Genomic DNA, 19,467 nt, shown 5'->3' on the forward strand with positions numbered 1-19,467 from the left:
CGCCGCCCGGCGAGCCCCGCCGCGACGGCGCGCCGTCACTCCCCCGCGCTCGCCGGACCGGCGGGTTCGGCCGCCGCCGGGACGTCGACCTCGCGCCAGAAGCCCGCCCGGATGGCGTACCGGTCGTGCTCGTCGATCTGGTCGTCCTTGTGGGCCAGCAGCCCGAAGCGGGCCGCGTACCGCAGCAGCTCCCCGTCGATGCGGTGCGGGATGCGCGGGTACATCTGCGACAGCTTCGCCAGCTGGCTCTGGTCGCCGAGCCGGGAGATCCAGCGGCGGGCGAAGACCTGCCCCACCTCGTAGGGGTCGCCGCCGACGGTGGTGATGTCCTCCTCCCGGTCGGCCCAGCGCTGCTCGGCCGTGGTGAGCTGGGCCAGCGTCGGCATGGAGGCGATCTCGGGCGGCTCCGCGGCGGTGGGCGGCCGGTCCACCCAGCCCTTGTCGGAGGACCAGCGCAGGGTCGCGGTGGCCGGGTGCTGCACGGGCTGGGCGCCGGGGGCGCGCAGCGCGGCGAGGTCCTTGGGGGTCGGTACGCCCTTGGCGGCGGGCACCCGCTCCTGGGCGCCGTTCTCCGCCGTGGCCGCGGCGGAGGGGCGGGCGACCGGCTCGGCGGGCCGCTCCGGTGCCGCACTGAGCGCCGACTCGGGCAGCGGCGCGGACAGGATCGCGGCGATCTCCGGGCGGGGCGCGGGCGGCGGCGCGCAGACACCGGTCAGTTCCTTGGCGCGGACGGCCTGGATGATCCACGCCCGGTCCAGCACGCGCCGCTCGTCGGCCTCGGCGACCAGGTCCTCGGACTGGTTGTAGTCGCCGTCGGCGGCCTGGACGGCCCACAGGTGGACGGCGACGCCGTGCTCCTTGGCGGCCATCATGCCGGGCAGCAGATCGCCGTCTCCGGTGACGAGCACGACGTCGGAGCAGGCGCCGTTGCGGGCCAGCTCGGTCAGCTCGGCGTGCATGGCCGCGTCCACACCCTTCTGGGCCCAGCGGCCGTCGCTGCGGGTGAGGGCGCCGAGCCGCACGGTGACCCGGGGCATCACCCGCAGCCGCCGGTGCTCCGGTTGGGGGACCCGGTCGGGGGCGCCGTCGAACCAGTAGATGCGCAGCAGCGGGCGTTCGGTCTCGGACTCCGCGCGTTCGCGCAGGGCCTGGATCAGCGCGGCGTGGTCGACGGTGATCCGGGACCGCGAGGGCTCACCGGCAAGGAGGCTGGCGGCGGCTCCCAGCAGATAGCCGGCATCCACCAGGACGATGCAGCGGTCCACGCGACACACCCTCTTCCCGGGAGGTTTTGCTTCGGACTTCCTTCGAGTCTGCCCGACGGCGCTGGGGTTCACGGCCCGAACTCGATCTTCGGCGTGGCGTTTGCGGGTTCCGGTGCGGCCACGCCCCCTGTGACGCACGGTAATTATCCGACATGCGCTTGATGTCAGCGTATGTGAATCTGGTCCCGGTCCTGGCCCCTAGATCCCCCACAGGAGGCAGATCACCATGGCCAAGAACAAGAACCGCAAGCAGGATCGCCCGCAGAGCCGCGCGTCGCAGACCGAGCACACGCAGGAGCACGCGCAGCGCTCGACGGAGGCGCACGAGTCGGCGGTGTCGCACATCCAGGGCAGCCCCGCGGATGTCGCCCGCAAGAAGCAGCGGAGCTTCGGCCATAACTAAAGGGCAGTTGAAGCCCAGGCACACAGAAGGGGCGCACCCGCACCGGGTGCGCCCCTTCTGCCTGTTCTCACCCGGGGTCTCAGCCGGCGAGGCAGGCCGGGCCGAGCAGCACCTTCAGATCGCCGAACAGCGCCGGATCGGGCTTGACCCGGTGCCGGTCCAGGCGCAGCACGGTGGTCTTGCGCGGGCCCTGGAGCCTGATGCGGACCTCGCTGTCGCCCTTGTGGTGGCTGAGGATCTCCCCGAGCCGGCTGACCATCGGCGGGGTGACCTTCACCGCCGGGATGGTGAGGACCACCGGCGCGTTGGTGCCCGCGTTGGACAGGTCGGGGACCATCAGTTCCATGGCGACGAGCCGCGGCACGTCCTCGCGCTTGTCGAGCCGGCCCTTGACGAAGACCACGGCGTCCTCGACCAGTTGGGTCGAGACCAGCTGGTAGGTCGCCGGGAAGAACATGCACTCGATGGAGCCGGCGAGGTCCTCGACGGTGGCGATCGCCCAGGCGTTGCCCTGCTTGGTCATCTTGCGCTGGAGACCCGAGATGATGCCGCCGATGGTGACCACCGCGCCGTCGGCGTGCTCACCGCCGGTGAGCTGGGCGATGCCGGCGTCGGCCTTGTCGGACAGCACGTGCTCCAGGCCGAAGAGCGGGTGGTCGGAGACGTACAGACCGAGCATCTCCCGCTCCTGGGCGAGCAGATAGGTCTTGTCCCACTCGTCGTCGGTGAACTGCACGTCGAGTCCGAAGCCGGGCTCGTCGCTGCTCTCCTCGCCCATGCCGCCGAAGAGGTCGAACTGGCCCTCGGCCTCCTTGCGCTTGACCGCGACCACGTTGTCGATCATCGGCTCGTACTGCGCCATGAGCCCCTTGCGGGTGTGGCCCATGGTGTCGAAGGCGCCGGCCTTGATCAGCGATTCCGTGGTGCGCTTGTTGCAGACCACCGCCTCGACCTTGTCGAGGTAGTCCGGGAAGGAGGCGTACTTCCCCTTGGCCTTGCGGCACTTGATGATCGACTCGACGACGTTGGTGCCGACGTTGCGGACGGCGGAGAGGCCGAAGAGGATCACGTCGTCGCCCTGGGCGGCGAAGTTCGACTCGGACTCGTTGACGTTCGGCGGGAGCACCCGGATGCCCATGCGGCGGCACTCGTTGAGGTAGACCGCCGACTTGTCCTTGTCGTCCTTGACGGAGGTGAGCAGGGCGGCCATGTACTCGGCGGGGTGGTTCGCCTTGAGGTACGCGGTCCAGTAGGAGACCAGGCCGTACGCGGCGGAGTGCGCCTTGTTGAACGCGTAGCCGGCGAACGGGACCAGCACGTCCCACAGCGCCTGGATGGCCTCGTCGCTGTAGCCGTTCTTGCGGGCGCCGGCCTGGAAGATGACGAAGTTCTTCTCCAGCTCCTCCGGCTTCTTCTTGCCCATCACGCGGCGGAGGATGTCGGCCTCGCCGAGCGAGTAGCCCGCGATGATCTGGGCGGCCTTCTGCACCTGCTCCTGGTAGACGATCAGGCCGTAGGTGACGTCCAGGACCTCCTTGAGCGGCGCCTCCAGCTCCGGGTGGATCGGCGTGATCTCCTGCTGCCCGTTCTTGCGCAGCGCGTAGTTCGTGTGGGAGTTCATGCCCATCGGGCCCGGCCGGTACAGGGCCGACACGGCGGAGATGTCTTCGAAGTTGTCCGGCTTCATCAGCCGCAGCAGCGAGCGCATCGGGCCGCCGTCGAACTGGAAGACGCCGAGGGTGTCGCCGCGCTGGAGCAGCTCGAAGGTCGTGGGGTCGTCGAGCGGGAGGGCCAGGAGGTCGATGTCGATCCCCTTGTTGGCCTTCACCATCTTGACGGCGTCGTCCATGATCGTGAGGTTGCGCAGGCCCAGGAAGTCCATCTTCAGCAGGCCGAGCGACTCACAGCTCGGGTAGTCCCACTGGGTGATGGTCACCCCGTCGGTGTGCCTGACCCAGACCGGGACGTGCTCGGTGATGGTCTCGCTGGACATGATCACGCCGGCGGCGTGCACGCCCATCTGCCGGACCAGGCCCTCCACACCGCGCGCGGTGTCGATGACCTTCTTCACGTCCGGCTCGTTCTCGTACATCGCGCGGACCTCGCCGGCCTCGCTGTAGCGGGGGTGGCTCGGGTCGGTGATGCCGGACAGCGGGATGCCCTTGCCGAGGACGTCGGCGGGCATGGCCTTGGTGATGCGGTCGCCCATCGCGTACGGGTAGCCCAGCACGCGCGCGGAGTCCTTGATCGCGTTCTTGGCCTTGATGGTGCCGTAGGTGCCGATCATGGCGACCTTGTCGGCGCCGTACTTCTCGGTCACGTACCGGATCACCTCGACGCGCCTGCGCTCGTCGAAGTCGATGTCGACATCGGGCATCGAGATGCGCTCGGGGTTGAGGAACCGCTCGAAGATCAGGCCGTGCGGGATCGGGTCGAGGTCGGTGATGCCCATGGCGTAGGCGACGATCGAGCCGGCCGCGGAGCCTCGGCCGGGGCCGACCGCGATGCCCTGCTTCTTGGCCCACATGATGAAGTCGGCGACCACGAGGAAGTAGCCGGGGAAGCCCATCGAGATGATGGTGTCCATCTCGTACTCGGCCTGCTTCTGGCGGTCCTCGGGGATGCCGTCCGGGAAGCGGCGCTCCATGCCGCGGCGGACCTCCTCCTTGAACCAGGTGACCTCGGTGTAGCCCTCCGGGATGTCGAACTTGGGCATGAGGTCGCGCTTCTCGAACATGCCGGTGGTGTCGACCATCTCGGCGACGAGGAGCGTGTTGGCGCAGCCCTCCTGCCAGGCGTCCGAGGAGTCGATGGCGTACATCTCGTCCGTGGACTTCAGGTAGTAGCCGGTGCCGTCGAACTTGAAGCGGTCCGGGTCGGAGAGGTTCTTGCCGGTCTGGATGCACAGCAGGGCGTCGTGCGCCCCCGCCTCGTGCGCGTAGGTGTAGTGCGAGTCGTTGGTGACCAGCGGGGGGATACCGAGCTTCTTGCCGATCTCCAGCAGGCCGTCCCGGACCCGGCGCTCGATCTCGATGCCGTGGTCCATCAGCTCCAGGAAGTACTTGTCCTTGCCGAAGATGTCCTGGTACTCGGCGGCGGCCTTGAGGGCCTCGTCGAAGTGGCCGAGGCGCAGCCGGGTCTGCACCTCGCCGGAGGGGCAGCCGGTGGAGGCGACGATGCCCTCGGACCACTGGGCGATGGTCTCCTTGTCCATCCGGGGCCACTTCTGGAGCCAGCCCTCGGCGTAGGCGTCGGAGGAGAGCCGGAAGAGGTTGTGCAGGCCGGTCCTGTTCACCGCCCACATCGTCTTGTGGGTGTAACCACCGGAACCGGAGACGTCGTCCCGCTTCTGGTGCGGCTGACCCCAGAGGATCTTGCGCTTGTTGCGGCGGGACTCGGGGGCGACATACGCCTCGATCCCGATGATCGGGGTGATCCCGGCCTTCTTCGCGGAGTGAAAGAAGTCATACGCCCCGTGCAGGTTGCCGTGGTCGGACATGGCGATGTGCGTCATGCCCATCTCGTTGCACGCGTTGAACATGTCCTTGAGCCGCGCGGCACCGTCCAGCAGCGAGTACTGGGTGTGGACGTGCAGGTGCGTGAAGGGCGGCTTTGACACGGTTCGGGCCTCCAGGGGGAACGGGTGGACAGCGTCGAAGTCTATGCCTCGGCACTGACACACGCGGCGCTTCCACACGTACCGTCCCACGGGAACCGGGCACTCCCCAGCGGCGTCGCCCGTTGAGACGGCAGAAACGCTGTCGTACACGTACATGCACCAGGAGGCACCCCGCGATGTCGATCACCCAGCTCAGCGACGAGCAGCGCGGCGAGGAGATCCTCGCCGTCTTCGACACCGCCTTCGGACGGCTCCTGGCCGCCGACCCGGCCGCGTTCCGCGTGAAGTTCCGGAAGATGGCGGCCTCGGCGTTCGCGTTCTACCGGGGCACGGCGTGCCTCTTCTACCACGACCTCGACCAGGAGAAGCGGGGCGGACCGTACCTGGACGACCGCACCTCGCGTGTGTGGATCCACGGCGACCTGCACGCGGAGAACTTCGGCACCTACATGGACGCGGGCGGCCGCCTGGTCTTCAACGTCAACGACTTCGACGAGGCCTACGTCGGCCCGTTCACCTGGGACCTGAAGCGCTTCGCGGCCTCGATCGCGCTGGTGGGGTACGCGAAGGCGCTCAGTGACGAGCAGATCACCGAGCTGGTGCGGATCTACGCGGGCGCGTACCGCGAGCGGATCCACGCGCTGGCCACCGGCGCCAAGAGCGACGAGCTGCCGCCGTTCACGCTGGACACCGCCGAGGGCCCGCTGCTGGGCGCGCTGCGCACCGCGCGTTCGCTGACCCGCTTCGAGCTGCTGGACTCGATGACCGAGATCCGGGACTTCGAGCGCCGCTTCGCGCCGGGCGGCGGCTCCGTCGAGCTGGACGCGGCGACCCGCTACAAGGTCCTGGCGGCCTTCGACGGCTATCTGGAGACGCTGCCGGACTCCTCGCTGGCCCGCCCCGACTCCTACCGGGTGAAGGACGTCGTGGGCCGCCGGGGCGTGGGCATAGGCTCGGCGGGCCTGCCGTCGTACAACATCCTGCTGGAGGGGCACAGCGACGCCCTGGAGAACGACGTCGTGATCTACATCAAGCAGGCCCAGACCCCGGCCGTCTCCCGGCACATCACGGACCCGGCCATCGCGGGGTACTTCCAGCACGAGGGCCACCGCACGGTGATCTCCCAGCGCGCCCTCCAGGCGCACGCCGACCCGTGGCTGGGCTGGACGGAGCTGGACGGCGCCGGCCAGCTGGTCGCCGAGGTCTCGCCGTACGCGGTGGACCTGGACTGGGGCGACATCGACGACCCCGAGGAGATCGCGCAGGTGGTGGCCGACCTGGGCCGGGCCACGGCGACCATGCACGCGGCGGCGGACGACCAGTCCGGCGAGTCCCTGGTGCCGTTCTCCACCGAGCGGGCCATCGACGCGGCGATCGCCGCCGACGAGGACGGCTTCGCCCCGCTCCTGGTGGACTTCGCGCACAGCTACGGGGCACGCGCGCGTGCGGACCACCACATCTTCGTGGACCTGTTCCGCAACGGCCGGATTCCGGGGCTGTGATTTCCGCGGTCTCCTAGGCACCCTTTAGGGGTCGCTTAACCGCCTCCGTGACAGACTCTTCTCTCGCTATGGACATATCCGGGACCCACCTCAGAGCCGTGCGCGCGGCGCTGTTCACGGCCTTCGTCGTGACCATCGGCACCGCGTCGCACGTGCTGCTGTCCCGGGCGCCGCTGCCGCTGGTGACGGTGGCGGCGGTGGCGGCGGGGGTCTTCGGCACCGCGTACGCGCTGGCCGGCCGCGAGCGCGGCTTCGGCCGGATCGCGGCCCTGCTGGTGCCGCTGGAGCTGGCCGCCGACACCGTCTTCACCACCGGCCAGCAGGCCTGCTACGGCCGCACCGGCGGCCCGGTCGCCGGGACGCTGCACGCCTTCGGCTTCGACGTGCTGTGCGCGGGCCGGGTGGGCACCCCGCTGGCGCAGATGGCCGGCGGCACGGACCGCGCGACCGCCCTGGTGACCCAGGGCGGCCCGGCCGCCGCCTGGCTGCTGCTCGCCGCGCACGTCGGGGTGGGCCTGCTGGCCGCGGCCTGGCTGCGCCGGGGCGAGCGGGCGCTGGCCCAGCTGCTGCGGGCGGTCGCCGCCGGCACCTTCCGGCCACTGCTGCTGGCGGTCGCCGCGGTCCGGGTCCGGCGCCTTCCGGCGGGCCCGCCGCTCCGCCCGGCCCCGCGACCGGCGGTGGCCCGCGACCGGCTCCTCGCGCACTCCCTGGGACGCCGGGGACCGCCGTGCTCACCGGCCTTCGCCTGAGCACGACCAAGTCCCCACACGTATCCCGCGTACGGCATGTGCGCGTCCCACACGGAGATCACCACCATGAGCAAGCGGAACAGCCAGACGGCGAAGACGGCGGCCCGGGAGCGGCTGCGCCAGGAGCGCGAGCGCCAGGCCAAGCGCGACAAGACGAAGCGGCAGGTGATCGTGGCCGCCTCGGTCGTGGCCGTGCTCGCCGCGGCCGGCGGCATCGGCTACGCCGTCGTCCAGGCCAACAAGCCCACCTACTGGGAGAGCATGAAGACCGCCAAGGTCGTCGCGCCGGCCAACACCTCCGGCGAGAACGGCACCACGGTCGTCATCGGCAAGGCGAGCGCCAAGAAGACCCTCAAGATCTACGAGGACCCGCGCTGCCCGGTGTGCGCCCAGTTCGAGCAGACCGTCGGGTCGACGCTGAAGAAGGACATCGACGACGGCAAGTACAAGTTCCAGTACGTCGGCGCGACCTTCATCGACCTGCACGACAACGGCGAGGGCTCGAAGAACGCGCTGAGCGCCCTGGGCGCCGCGCTGAACGTCAGCCCGGAGGCGTTCATGGAGTACAAGAGCGCCCTGTACTCGGCGAAGTGGCACCCGAACGAGACCACGGACACGTTCAAGGACGACAGCTACCTGCTCAAGGTCGCCGACACCGTCCCGGCGCTGAAGAACAACGCGAAGTTCCAGGACGCGGTCAAGAAGGGCACCTACGACGCCTGGGCGATGCGCATGTCCAAGACCTTCGACGACAACAAGGACGGCGTGAGCGGCACCCCGACCTTCGTCATGGACGGCAAGCAGCTCAACGGCGGCAAGCCGCTGCTGACGGTGGACAAGTACCGGCAGGTGGTGGACGCGGCCCTCAAGGGCTGACACCGGCCGCGGCCGGCCCTCGGATGAAGAGCGGGCGAACTTTCGATGTTCGCCCGCTCTCGTTCATACTGATCAGTAACCTGATCACTCGTGACCAGTCGATACAGATCATCCGAGGCGCCCGAGGCCCTCGGATCCCGCTTTCCCCGCCGCCGTACGGTCGTCAAGGCCGCGGCGGCGACCGCTGTCCTGGCCGGCCCGCTGGCCGCGGCGCTCCCGGCCCGCGCCGCCTCCGAGGCCCCGGCCTTCCTGCACGGTGTCGCCTCCGGCGATCCGCTGCCCGACGGCATTCTGCTGTGGACCCGGGTGACCCCGGTCCCGGAGGCGGCCCCCGGCTCAGGGCTCGGCCCGGACACCGAGGTCGGCTGGGTCGTCGCCCGGGACAAGGCGCTGACGGACATCGTCGCCAAGGGCTCCACCACCGCGACGGCCGCCGCCGACCACACCGTGAAGGCGGACATCCGCGGCCTGCGGCCGGCCACCGACTACTGGTTCCGCTTCTCGGCCGGCGGAACCGACTCCCCGGTGGGGCGCACCCGCACCGCGCCGGCGGCCGACGCGGACGTGGCCGGCCTGCGCTTCGGCGTGGCGACCTGCGCCAACTGGGAGGCGGGCTACTTCTCCGCCTACCGGCACCTCGCCGCCCGCAACGACCTGGACGCCTGGCTGCACCTCGGCGACTACATCTACGAGTACAAGTCCGGCGAGTACGCGCACCGCGGCACGGTCGTGCGGCCGCACGAGCCCGCCAACGAGATCATCACGCTGGCCGACTACCGGATCCGGCACGCCAAGCACAAGACCGACCCCGATCTCCAGGCGCTGCACCTGAAGGCCCCGGTCATCGCGATCTGGGACGACCACGAGTTCGCCGACAACGCCTGGTCGGGCGGCGCGGTCAACCACACCGAGGGCGCAGAGGGCACCTGGGCGGCCCGGCAGGCGGCCGCCAAGCAGGCCTACTTCGAGTGGATGCCGGTCCGCCCGGCGATCGAGGGCACCACCTACCGGCGGCTGCGCTTCGGCAAGCTCGCCGACCTCTCCCTGCTGGACCTGCGCTCCTTCCGCTCCCAGCAGGCGGCCACGGGGAGCGGCTCGGTGGACGACCCGAACCGGACGATGACCGGCCGCGCCCAGCTCGACTGGCTGAAGGCGGGCCTGAAGACGTCCGACACCAGCTGGCGGCTGGTCGGCAACTCGGTGATGATCGCGCCGTTCGTCATCGGCTCCCTCTCCGCCGACCTGCTCAAGCCGCTCGCCAAGCTGCTCGGCCTGCCGCAGGACGGCATAGGCGTCAACACCGACCAGTGGGACGGCTACACCCACGACCGCCGTGAACTCCTCGACCACCTGCGCTCGAACGCCATCGGCAACACCGTCTTCCTGACCGGCGACATCCACATGTCCTGGGCCAACGACGTGCCGGTGGACGCGGGCACCTATCCGCTGTCGGCGTCGGCGGCCACCGAGTTCGTGATCACCTCGGTGACCTCCGACAACCTCGACGACATGGTGAAGGTCCCGGAGGGCACCGTCTCCGCGGTCGCCGCGCCGCTCATCGAGGCCGCCAACCGGCACGTCCACTGGGTGGACACCGACCGGCACGGCTACGGCGTCCTGGACGTCACCGCCGCCCGGGTGCAGATGGACTACTACGTCCTGTCCGACCGCACCGACCCGAACGCGACCTCCCGCTGGGAGCGTTCCTACCGCACCCGCAGCGGCACGCAGAAGGTCGAGCGGAGCTACGACCCGGTGTAACCCCCGGCACGGCACGGCCCCCGAGGGCGGCCGCCGCTACGCCGAGCGGAGTTCGTCGAGGAAGCCGAGCGCCACCCGCCAGGTGGCCTCGGCGGCCTCGCGGTCGTAGTCCGGCAGGCCGGGGTCCGTGTACAGGTGGCCGGCGCCCGCGTACCGGTGGATCTCCACCTCGGCGCCGATCCGGCCCATCTGGAGGTACCAGGCGGTCAGCCAGTCGTCCGTCTCGAACGGGTCCGGCTCGGCCACATGCAGCTGCACCGGCAGGCCGTCCACCTGCGCGGTCTCGGCGATGTCCGACGTGCCGTGCAGAAGCAGCAGGCCGCGCGCCTTGTCGTCGCCGAGGGCGAGGGTCTGCGCGAGGGAGGCGCCGAGTGAGAAGCCCGCGTACACCAGCCCGCGGTCGGAGTACGGCGCCGCCGCCAGCACCGCCCGCTTCAGCAGCTCCTCCTTGCCGATGCCCTTGTTGAACTCCATGCCGTCCTCGACCGTGTCGAAGGTCCGCCCCTCGAAGAGGTCGGGCGTCCACACCTCGTGGCCCGCCCGGCGCAACAGGTCGGCGGCCTCGCGCACCGCGGGCCTGAGTCCGTAGGTGGAGTGAAAGAGCATGATGTTCATGAGGCCATGGTGCCAGCCGGGTACGACAGTGCCGGTGCCGCCGTACCCCGCATGCCGCCGAAGTCACATGTTCATGCCCGGCGGAGGCGGGTTAGACGCGCAGTCATGGAGAACCTGCTCCGACCTCTCGTCGTCCTCGGCGGCTCGGTGCTGATCACCGTGGCCGTCGGCTGGCTCACCGACCGGCTGCTGCGGCAGGCCGACGCGGCGCACCCCGACACCCCGCTGTGGGGGCTGCTGCGCCGCGGCCGCATCCCGTACCAGCTGGTCCTGTGCGCCGCCCTGCTGCGCGGCTCCTACGACCAGACGAAACTGCTGGAGCAGCACCAGGCGGGCATCGGCCGGTCGCTGACCCTGGTGCTGATCGGCTCCGCCGCCTGGCTGGTGATCCGGATCGCCGCGGCGGTCGTGGAGACCAGCTACAGCCGTTATGCGCGCGCCCACCGGGACGCCGCCCGGGTCCGCCGGGTGCGCACCCAGGTGGAGCTGATCATGCGGGTGGTGTCGGCGACGGTCGCCGTCGTCGCGATCGCCGCGATGCTGCTGACCTTCCCGGAGATGCGCGCGGCCGGTGCCTCGCTGCTGGCCTCCGCCGGCATCGTCGGCATCGTCGCCGGTGTCGCGGCCCAGTCGACGCTGTCCAACCTGTTCGCGGGGTTGCAGATCGCCTTCGGCGACATGGTCCGCATCGGCGACACGGTCGTCGTGGACGGCGAGTGGGGCACGGTGGAGGAGATCACCCTGACCTTCCTGACCGTACGGACCTGGGACGAGCGCCGGATCACCATGCCGGTGTCGTACTTCACCTCCAAGCCCTTCGAGAACTGGTCCCGGGGCACCCCGCAGATGACCGGCATCGTCTACTGGCACCTCGACCACAGCGCGCCCATCGAGGCGATGCGCGACAAGCTGCGCGACATCCTGCGCTCCTGCCCGGCCTGGGACGGCCGGGCCTACGGCCTGGTGGTGACGGACACCACACCGACCACCATCCAGGTCCGCGCGCTGGTGACCGCCAAGGACGCCGACGACATCTGGACGGCACGGGTCACGGTCCGCGAGGAGATGATCACCTGGCTGGCGGAACACCACCCGTACGCCCTGCCCCGCGTCACCACCACCCCGGTACCCCACCGGCCCCCGAACACGGTCCCCCTGCACAAGCGGGCGGACATACCCCACGCCCGCCGCACCTCCTGACCGGCCGTGGGAGACGCCGTCCGGATCACCGCAGCGAGCGCACGTCGAGATGCCGGAGCACCCGGTCCACGATCTCCGGGTCCGCCCCCGGCTCGCTGCGCGCCGCCAGCACCTCGTGCCGGGCCGCGCTCAGCATCTCCCCCTGGATGCGGCGGATCCGCTTCAGCCGCCTGGCCCGCTGGTGCTGGGCGTCCCGTCGCTCCTCCTCCCCCATGTCCGGGCTGATCCGGATCCCGATGTCGTAGGCCCGCCGCAGCATCTGCTCGGACAGGTCCTCGGGCAACTCCTCCACCTGCTCGATCTCCCGCAGCCTGCGCTTCGCCGCCTTCGCGGCCCGCACCGCCAGCTCCTTCTCGAACTCCTTCTCCCGCTCGGAGTCGGCCCGCACCCCGAGCCGCCGCACCAGCCACGGCAGGGTCAGCCCCTGGAGCACCAGCGTGGCGATGATCACCCCGAAGGCGATGAAGACGAGGACGTCCCGCTGCGGGAAGGGGGCGCCCGCGTCGGTCCGCAAGGGGATCGCCAGGGCCAGCGCCACCGAGGCCACCCCGCGCATCCCGGACCACCACATCACCACGGTCTCCCGCCAGCTCATCGGGATCTCCTCGTCGTAGTCCCGCAGGGCGTGCAGCCGCTTGGTCAGCCAGGTGGCCGGCAGCAGCCACAGCAGCCGTACGACGACCACCACCGCGACCACGGTCGCCGCCCACCCCAGCAGCTCGCCCCAGCGGCCCCGGGCCGTGTTGACGGCGTTGTGCAGCTCCAGGCCGATCAGCCCGAAGGCGACGCCCGTGACGAGGGTGTCGATGATGTCCCAGAAGGTGTGCCCGGCCAGCCGGGTCATCACGTCGTCGGCGTCGGTGGAGTACTCGGCGAGGAAGAGGGCCGTGGTGAGCACGGCGAGCACCCCGGAGCCGTGCAGCTTCTCCGCGAGCACATAGGAGGCGTACGGCACCAGCAGCGTCATGCCGATCTGGAGGGTGGGATCGCCCAGCAGGTTCATCAGCCGGTTCGCGCCCCAGCCGAGCACCAGCCCCACGCCCACCGCGACGACGGCGGACAGCACCAGGTCCAGGCCGGCCCGCCAGGGGGAGAAGGCGCCGCTCACCACGGCGGCGATCGCCACGTGGTACAGCACGATGGCCGTGACGTCGTTGAAGAGCCCCTCGCCCTCCAGGATCGACACCAGGCGGCGCGGCAGGCCGAGCTGACCGGCGACGCTGGTCGCCGCGACCGGGTCGGGCGGGGCGACCAGGGCGCCGAGCGCCACGGCCGCGGCGATCGGCAGCCCCGGCACGATCGCGGCGGCGACGACCGCCACGCACACCGTCGTCACGAACACCAGCGCGACGGCCAGCAGGAAGATCGGACGCTTGTTCGCCGTGAACTGCCGCCAGGAGGTGCGCCGTACGGCCGCGTAGAGCAGCGGCGGCAGCAGCCCGGGCAGGATCAGCTCGGGCGGGATGTCCACGTTGGGCACGAAGTCGGCCACCGCCAGCACCCCGCCGAACAGCGTCATCAGCACCGGAGCCGGCACCCCGAACCGGTCCCCCACCGGGACGCTCACCAGCGCCCCGAGCAGCAGCACGAACAACAGGGCCAACTGATCCACGCCGGCGCTCCGGGGGTCGACGATCACACGGCAGGCCTCCCAGTCTGCCACCGCGACCTGCGGCGAACGGGTCAGGCGTGAGGGACTTTCATGCCTCTGGCACGCTCGCATACACTGCACGCCCACCCCGGACGGAACGAGCAGCATCGCCAACCTCCGCTCTTTTCCGGAGAATTGACGTAATGTCAGTGACATCCGCCGAACCCGCCGCGCCGGTCACCGCCCTCGGCATGTCTGGAGGCCACCATGGACATCGAACTCTCCGACCTTCTCGCGTCCCTGCGATCCGAGATCGAGACCGCCCGAGCCGAGGCCGACGGCAAGGACGTCCGGTTCCGCATCGAATCCCTCGACCTGGAGCTCCAGGTCGCCGTCGAGAAGTCGAAGCAGGCCAAGGGCGGGGTGAAGTTCTGGGTGCTCTCCGGGGAGGCCTCCGGCGGGAGCAAGAACACCCGCACCCATGTGATCAAGCTGCGGCTGAGCGCCGAGACGTACGACGAGCACGGGCAGCCGACCACCGTGCTCACCGGTGACGACGTCTCCGACCTGCTCGCGTAGGGGAACAGCACATGGGGGGTCGCATCAATTACACCGCTCGCGTCGCGGAGATCCTCGTACAGCAGGGCGGGGACGGCGACTACGGCTCGGGGTTCCTCATCACCAAGAGTCTGGTGCTGACGGCCGAGCATCTGCTCCGGAAGACGGACACCGGAGGACCGCGCACCATCAGCGTCATGCTCGGCGGCTCCGCGGAGCGGCTCCTCGCCCACGTGGCATGGCGTTCGAAGACGCAGGACCTGGCACTTCTCCAGCTGCGTGATCCCCTGCCCGGCACGGGGCCGGTCGCGTTCGGCCGGCTGCCGTCCGGGCCCGGCACGGTGAAGGTGTTCGGCAACGGCTTTCCCCGGCACGCCCGCCGGGAGGAGATCCCCGGTCTCCCCGGGCGCGGCAACGTCGAGGTGCACGGCGTCGTCCGGCTCGGCTCGAACCTGAAGTCCGGCCACCTGGACATCGCCACCCCGGACGCACCCGTTCTGACCGGGCCCGATCCCTGGAAGGGCATGTCGGGTGCCGCCTTCTTCACCGAGGACGACGGCTGGCTCGTCGGGGTCCAGAGCCACCGCCAGACCCCGGCCGGACCGGGCAGCCTCACCGCCGAGCCGATCGCCCTGGCCTGGGACGATCCCGAGTTCAAGACCGTGCTCAAGAGCGACGGTGTCATGGTCAAGATCCGGGACATCCACCTCACCCACCCCGGGGACGCCGACCCCCTCGCCGCCGTCGTCGACCAGGACGACCTGCTGGCCGGTCTGACCGGGTTCAAGAAGAACCTCATCTCCGACCATCTGCCCTTCGTCTTCCCGGGCACCGACCACGAGGCCGACCCCCGCCGGATCTGGGACCGCATCCTGGACGGCAACGACGACGGCCTGCTGCTCGTCGGGCAGGCGGGCACCGGGAAGACCCGCACCGGCATCGAGGTGGGCCGGCTGGCCCAGGAGGCCGGCTGGCGGGTGCTGCACGTGCGGCCGGGCGGCTCGCCGTCCCTCACCGAGGACATCGCGCGGGCGGTCCAGTCCGACTCGCGGGACGTCCTCGTCGTACTGGACTACCTGAACCTGTTCCTGGCCGAGCGGGAAGGGGAGTCACCGCTCGACCTGGAGGCCGTCAAGGGCCGGCTGCTGCCCGATGCCGCCCGCGAGAACATCTCGGTGGTCTTCCTGGCGTCGGTGCGCCCGGGCTGGCTGCAACAGCACCGGGCCAGACTGCGGTCCTTCTTCGGCGAGGTGCATCTGCGGCAGGACGAGGAGTTCCTGCGGCTGGTCGCGGACCAGGCCCTCCACCAGCTCGCCCCGACCGCCATGGCCGACATCGGCGCGGAGCGCATGCGGCAGCTGTGCGGGCGCCGCCCCATCCTCGCGCTGCTCATCGCCTGCGAACTGGAACGCCGGGCCCGGGACCGCATCCCCCAGCCCGATCTCGCGGGCCTGCGGGAGGGCACCGAGCTGGCCAGATGGCTCCATGCGCGGCTGCACGAGGACGCGCTCACCGTGCCCGCCGCCAAGTCGTCCCTGGACGGCGTGCACGCCTCGGACGACCTGGTCGCCGCCGCTGCGGCCGCGGCCGCCTGCCCGCAGGCCCGGCCCGCGGTGCTGGACGCGGCCGCCACCGCGCTCGCCGCGCAGCCCGGCGGCGCCGCCCGCGCCGAGACCGTCCTGACGGCCCTGGTCGGCCTCGGCTGGCTGGAAGGCGACGGCGACGGGCACCTGGAGGTGGCGCACGACATCGTCTGCGACCAGCTGGTCGAGTCGGTGATCCTGCCCGACGGCATGACGGTCGACCCAGGGCGCACCTACGACCTGCTGTCCGGCTGTTTCACGGAACCCCGCACCATCGGCCGCTACTCGACGAACCTCGCCCGCCAGCTGAACGACCTCGCGCTCCGCAAACGCGACACCGAGGTCCGCGACTGTCTCTCGGACTGGTTCGCCGCGAACGCGCCCGCCATCGGCCAGGTCATGCAGCGCGACCCCGACGTCGGCGGCTACGCGCTCGGCGCGATCTGCTCCGGACCCCCGTGGGCCGGCCCCCTGGTGGAGCACTGGCAGGCGATCGTCGATCCCTGGATGGAGGAGTACGGCGGGACCGTCAACGCCCGGCATGTGCTGCGCCGCGGGATCAAGAACCTGCCCGTGGCCGCCGCCCGGCGCCTGGTGCCCACCGCGCTCCAGTGGCTGGAGACCTACAGCCGGCGGCGCGAGGGCGGCTATGTGCTGAGCATCCTCCTCGACCGCGAGGAGGTCAGCACGGAGTTCCTCGCCGAGGTGATCCAGGCGGCCGTGCAGTGGCTGGAGAACAACTCCCAGCTCGCCGAGGCCGGTGTCCTGTTCACCAGGATCCTGGCCCGCCGGGATCTGGCCCGGCAGCAGGAGCAGCGCGTCTTCGCCGCCGCCGGCCGGTGGCTGGTGTACCACGGCGGCAAGCGCGAGGCCGCGCAGGTGCTCGGCAAGCTGCTCGAACACCCCACGCTGCCGCAGAAGGACGCGCACCTGGCCATCAGCCGCACCGGCCCGTGGCTGCGGGAACACGGCACCCTGCACGAGGCGAGCCATGTGCTGTCCAAGCTGCTCGCCCGCGACGACCTCGTCCCCGCCGTGCGGCGGCAGACCGCCCTGCGGGCCGGGGAATGGCTCGACAAGAACGGTCTCACGCCCGAGGCGAGCCATGTGATCAGCCCTCTGGTCGGCCGGCCCGGCGCCAACCAGGAGGAGACCCGGAAGGTCCTCGCCTGGGCCGACGCCTGGCTCGACCTGTACGGCACCCGCCAGGACGCCAGCCATGTGCTCAGCAGGCTCCTCGCCCGCGAGGACCTCGCCGGCGAGGAGCTTCGCTCCGCCGTGCGGCGGGGCATCCTGTGGACCGAGGAGCAGCCCAAGGATTCCGACTGGACCTATGTGCTGGACGTGCTGCTCAGACGGCGGGACCTCACCGAGGCGGAACGCGACAGAGCGGTCCGGCTCGCCGACGAGTGGCTGGACCAGCATGCCGCGGACTCCGCCGCCGACTTCTTCATCCGCGTCGTCATCGAAAGGCCGGACCTGACGCCGGCGGAGACCCGGCGCTTCGTGGCCCACGCCGACCACTGGCTGGGGCTGCACGCGCTGGCCCACCAGGCCGACCGCCTCATCAACTCGCTGCTCGAGTGCCACGGCCTCACCCCCGACGAACGCGGCATGGCGACGCGCTACGCGGAGCAGCGGCTCCAGGGCCAGCCCCACGACGAGGACAACAGCTACGCCCTGGTACGACTGCTGCGGCAGCGCGACGTGTCCGCCCAGGACGCCGAACGGCATGTCGCGGCGGCGCTCGACTGGCTCGTGGCACACGGCGACGGCAGTTCGGCGAGCCATGTCATCGGCGCGCTGCTCGAACGCCAGGGGCTGACCGCCGACACGGTCGCCCGGGCGTCCGCCACCGCGCTCTCCTGGCTCGACGGACACCAGCCCGAGACCGGCAGCAGCTGGGTCCTCGCCGCGCTCCTCGCCCGGACCGATCTGCCGGCGGCCGCCGTCCCGCAGACGGTCGCCAAGGCGGTGCGCTGGCTGACCGGGCACGGCGACGAGGAGGGGGCAGGCTTCGTCCTGCAACACCTGCTCAACGGCTGGGAGATGGACGGCCCGCAGCTGCGCACCGTCTTCGGCCTCTCCCTCGGCTGGATAGAGCAGCACCAGAGCGACATCCTGCTGTCCAGCCGCATCCTCGGCAACCTGCTCTTCCGCAACGACCTCACCGAGCAGGAGGTCGAACAGGCGGTGAGCCGTGCGCTGTCCTGGGCGCGGGAGCATCTGGACACCTACCGTTCGGAGCGTACGGTGCGTGCCCTGCTGCGGCGCGAGGAACTGAACGAGACCGACACCCGCACCGCGGTCGAACTCGCCACGGTCTGGGGCGCCATGCACTGCGAGCACCACCTGGCGGGCCTGCTCCTGGCCGATCTGCTGGGGCGGCCCGACATCACCGAAGAGCAGCTGACCATCACCCTGGAAGCGGCCACCACCTGGCTGGAGAAGAACCCCGGGCACGTCAAGCTCGCCGCCGTCCACGCCGCGAAGGTCAGGGCGCAGGGGCGCACCGCCGCGGCCGGGGACTCGATCGCCGACGCCGTCGCGCATCTGCGGCAGAGCGGGGACGGGCTTCCCAGCCTGGACCTGGTCGGCGCCCTGCTCAGCCAGAAGGGCCTGTCCCAGGAGGAGTTCGACTCGCTCGCCGCGCTCGTGCTGGACCGGGTCGACGCACACTTCACCGATCCGGACAGCGCGCACCATCTCAACCGGGTCCTCACCCGGCGCCGCCTCGCCGGCGCCATGCACAGCCGGGCCGTCGCCACGGCGGAACGGTGGCTGAAGCAGCAGGGGGACACGCCCCAGGCACGTCTGGTGCTGCGCGGGCTGCTGATGCGCGAGGACCTCAGCCCGGCCCAGGCCGCGACCGCGCTGGAGCACACCGAACGCTGGATGCAGCGTCACGCCCTGCTGCACGAGGCGCAGTTCGTCCTCAAGACGCTGCTCAAGCGGCACATGGCACCGGAGGAGGGACGGAAGACGGTGCGCACCGCCCTGCGCTGGCTGGAGCTGCACGGCGGCACCCCGCAGGCGACGGACGTGCTCCATCGGCTCAACGCGTCGCGCTGGCCCACGGCGGCCGACCTCGCCCGGCTGGTCGGCCACTCCCGGGACTGGGTGACCGACGAACGGTCCGGGCACGACGTCCAGCTCGTGCTGGAACCCCTCCTCGAACGCTCCGACCTGACACCGGAGCAGATGGAGATCATCGCGTCCTGCGCCGTGCGCTGGGGTGCGACCCATCTCGGGGAGGTCAGCGCACCCCGGCTGCTGAAGTCCCTGCTGGCCCGAAGCGACATCCCCTGGCATGTCGCCGAACCGCTGGCCGGGCTCACCCACGACCAGGTCCGCCCCGACCCCACGGGCTTCGAGATCTGCTTCTACCTGGACGCCCTGCTCCGGGTCCGCACCTTCCCGGCCGAGCGGCTCGGCTCGGTGGTGGGCTGGTCCCTCCAGTGGCTCGGGCTGCACATGCCGCACTTCAAGGCACGGCTGGTGCTGAGGTCGCTGCTGCCGCTGGACCTGCTGGCGGCGGAGCAGCTCCGGGCGGCCGAGGAGCACGCGCTGCGCTGGCTCCGGGAGAACCAGGAGATCATCCTGGCCACCTCGGGGCAGCGCCCCGGGCGGGAGATCGTGGAGCTGCTGCTCGCCCGCCCGGACATCGGCGCGGACACGGCCGCCGAGGCCAGGCGCTTCGCGGCCGTGTTCGATCAGGCCGCCTGACAGCGGGGCCGGCCGGTGG

At 70.9% G+C, this 19,467-nt stretch carries 12 protein-coding genes; 8 read left to right on the forward strand and 4 right to left on the reverse strand.

Annotation, left to right across the window (positions count from 1 at the left end; translation table 11 throughout):
* Positions 1-35 precede the first annotated feature (35 nt).
* Positions 36-1,265, reverse strand: a complete 1,230-nt coding sequence (locus ACZ5CZ_RS25320) for an NYN domain-containing protein (protein ID WP_468946208.1) — start codon at positions 1,263-1,265, stop codon at positions 36-38.
* A 226-nt stretch (positions 1,266-1,491) separates the two neighbouring features.
* Here ACZ5CZ_RS25320 and ACZ5CZ_RS25325 point away from each other — a divergent pair, with 226 nt between their 5' ends.
* Complete coding sequence (locus ACZ5CZ_RS25325) at positions 1,492-1,668, forward strand: hypothetical protein (RefSeq protein ID WP_385843923.1); 177 nt, start codon at positions 1,492-1,494, stop codon at positions 1,666-1,668.
* 79 nt (positions 1,669-1,747) lie between these two features.
* Here the strand turns inward: ACZ5CZ_RS25325 and dnaE are convergent, their stop codons facing one another.
* Positions 1,748-5,287 (reverse strand): DNA polymerase III subunit alpha, encoded by a 3,540-nt coding sequence (gene dnaE, locus ACZ5CZ_RS25330; RefSeq protein WP_385843924.1) that lies wholly within the window; start codon positions 5,285-5,287, stop codon positions 1,748-1,750.
* 176 nt (positions 5,288-5,463) lie between these two features.
* Here dnaE and ACZ5CZ_RS25335 point away from each other — a divergent pair, with 176 nt between their 5' ends.
* The 4 genes from ACZ5CZ_RS25335 (at position 5,464) to ACZ5CZ_RS25350 (ending at position 10,175) form a co-directional block, all read left to right on the forward strand.
* A complete protein-coding gene (locus ACZ5CZ_RS25335; RefSeq protein WP_468946212.1) occupies positions 5,464-6,789 on the forward strand; it encodes a DUF2252 domain-containing protein in 1,326 nt (441 codons plus the stop codon).
* Between the two features lie 68 nt (positions 6,790-6,857).
* Complete coding sequence (locus ACZ5CZ_RS25340; RefSeq protein ID WP_468946215.1) at positions 6,858-7,538, forward strand: hypothetical protein; 681 nt, start codon at positions 6,858-6,860, stop codon at positions 7,536-7,538.
* Positions 7,539-7,604: 66 nt separating this feature from the next.
* Complete coding sequence (locus ACZ5CZ_RS25345; RefSeq protein WP_385843928.1) at positions 7,605-8,414, forward strand: DsbA family protein; 810 nt, start codon at positions 7,605-7,607, stop codon at positions 8,412-8,414.
* 90 nt (positions 8,415-8,504) lie between these two features.
* On the forward strand, positions 8,505-10,175 hold the full coding sequence (locus ACZ5CZ_RS25350) for an alkaline phosphatase D family protein (RefSeq protein ID WP_468946219.1): 1,671 nt from the start codon (positions 8,505-8,507) through the stop codon (positions 10,173-10,175).
* A 36-nt stretch (positions 10,176-10,211) separates the two neighbouring features.
* On the opposite strand, the gene ACZ5CZ_RS25355 is transcribed toward ACZ5CZ_RS25350, so the two are convergent.
* Positions 10,212-10,790 (reverse strand): dienelactone hydrolase family protein, encoded by a 579-nt coding sequence (locus tag ACZ5CZ_RS25355; protein ID WP_385843931.1) that lies wholly within the window; start codon positions 10,788-10,790, stop codon positions 10,212-10,214.
* A gap of 105 nt (positions 10,791-10,895) precedes the next feature.
* Between ACZ5CZ_RS25355 and ACZ5CZ_RS25360 the strand changes: the two genes are divergently transcribed.
* The gene (locus ACZ5CZ_RS25360) at positions 10,896-11,990 is read left to right on the forward strand and encodes a mechanosensitive ion channel family protein (protein WP_385843932.1); all 1,095 of its coding nucleotides are present in this window, start codon (positions 10,896-10,898) and stop codon (positions 11,988-11,990) included.
* A 25-nt stretch (positions 11,991-12,015) separates the two neighbouring features.
* Here the strand turns inward: ACZ5CZ_RS25360 and ACZ5CZ_RS25365 are convergent, their stop codons facing one another.
* Positions 12,016-13,602, reverse strand: a complete 1,587-nt coding sequence (locus ACZ5CZ_RS25365) for a Na+/H+ antiporter (protein WP_468946223.1) — start codon at positions 13,600-13,602, stop codon at positions 12,016-12,018.
* A 246-nt stretch (positions 13,603-13,848) separates the two neighbouring features.
* Between ACZ5CZ_RS25365 and ACZ5CZ_RS25370 the strand changes: the two genes are divergently transcribed.
* Both ACZ5CZ_RS25370 and ACZ5CZ_RS25375 read left to right on the forward strand, forming a co-directional pair.
* Positions 13,849-14,160 carry a trypco2 family protein gene (locus ACZ5CZ_RS25370; protein WP_385843934.1) on the forward strand — a complete coding sequence of 104 codons (312 nt, stop codon included), beginning with the start codon at positions 13,849-13,851 and terminating at the stop codon, positions 14,158-14,160.
* A gap of 11 nt (positions 14,161-14,171) precedes the next feature.
* Positions 14,172-19,448: a trypsin-like peptidase domain-containing protein gene (locus ACZ5CZ_RS25375; protein ID WP_468946226.1), complete on the forward strand. Its 5,277-nt coding sequence runs from the start codon at positions 14,172-14,174 to the stop codon at positions 19,446-19,448.
* Positions 19,449-19,467 lie beyond the last annotated feature (19 nt).

The sequence above is a fragment of the Streptomyces sp. NPDC031418 genome (genome assembly GCF_055581605.1).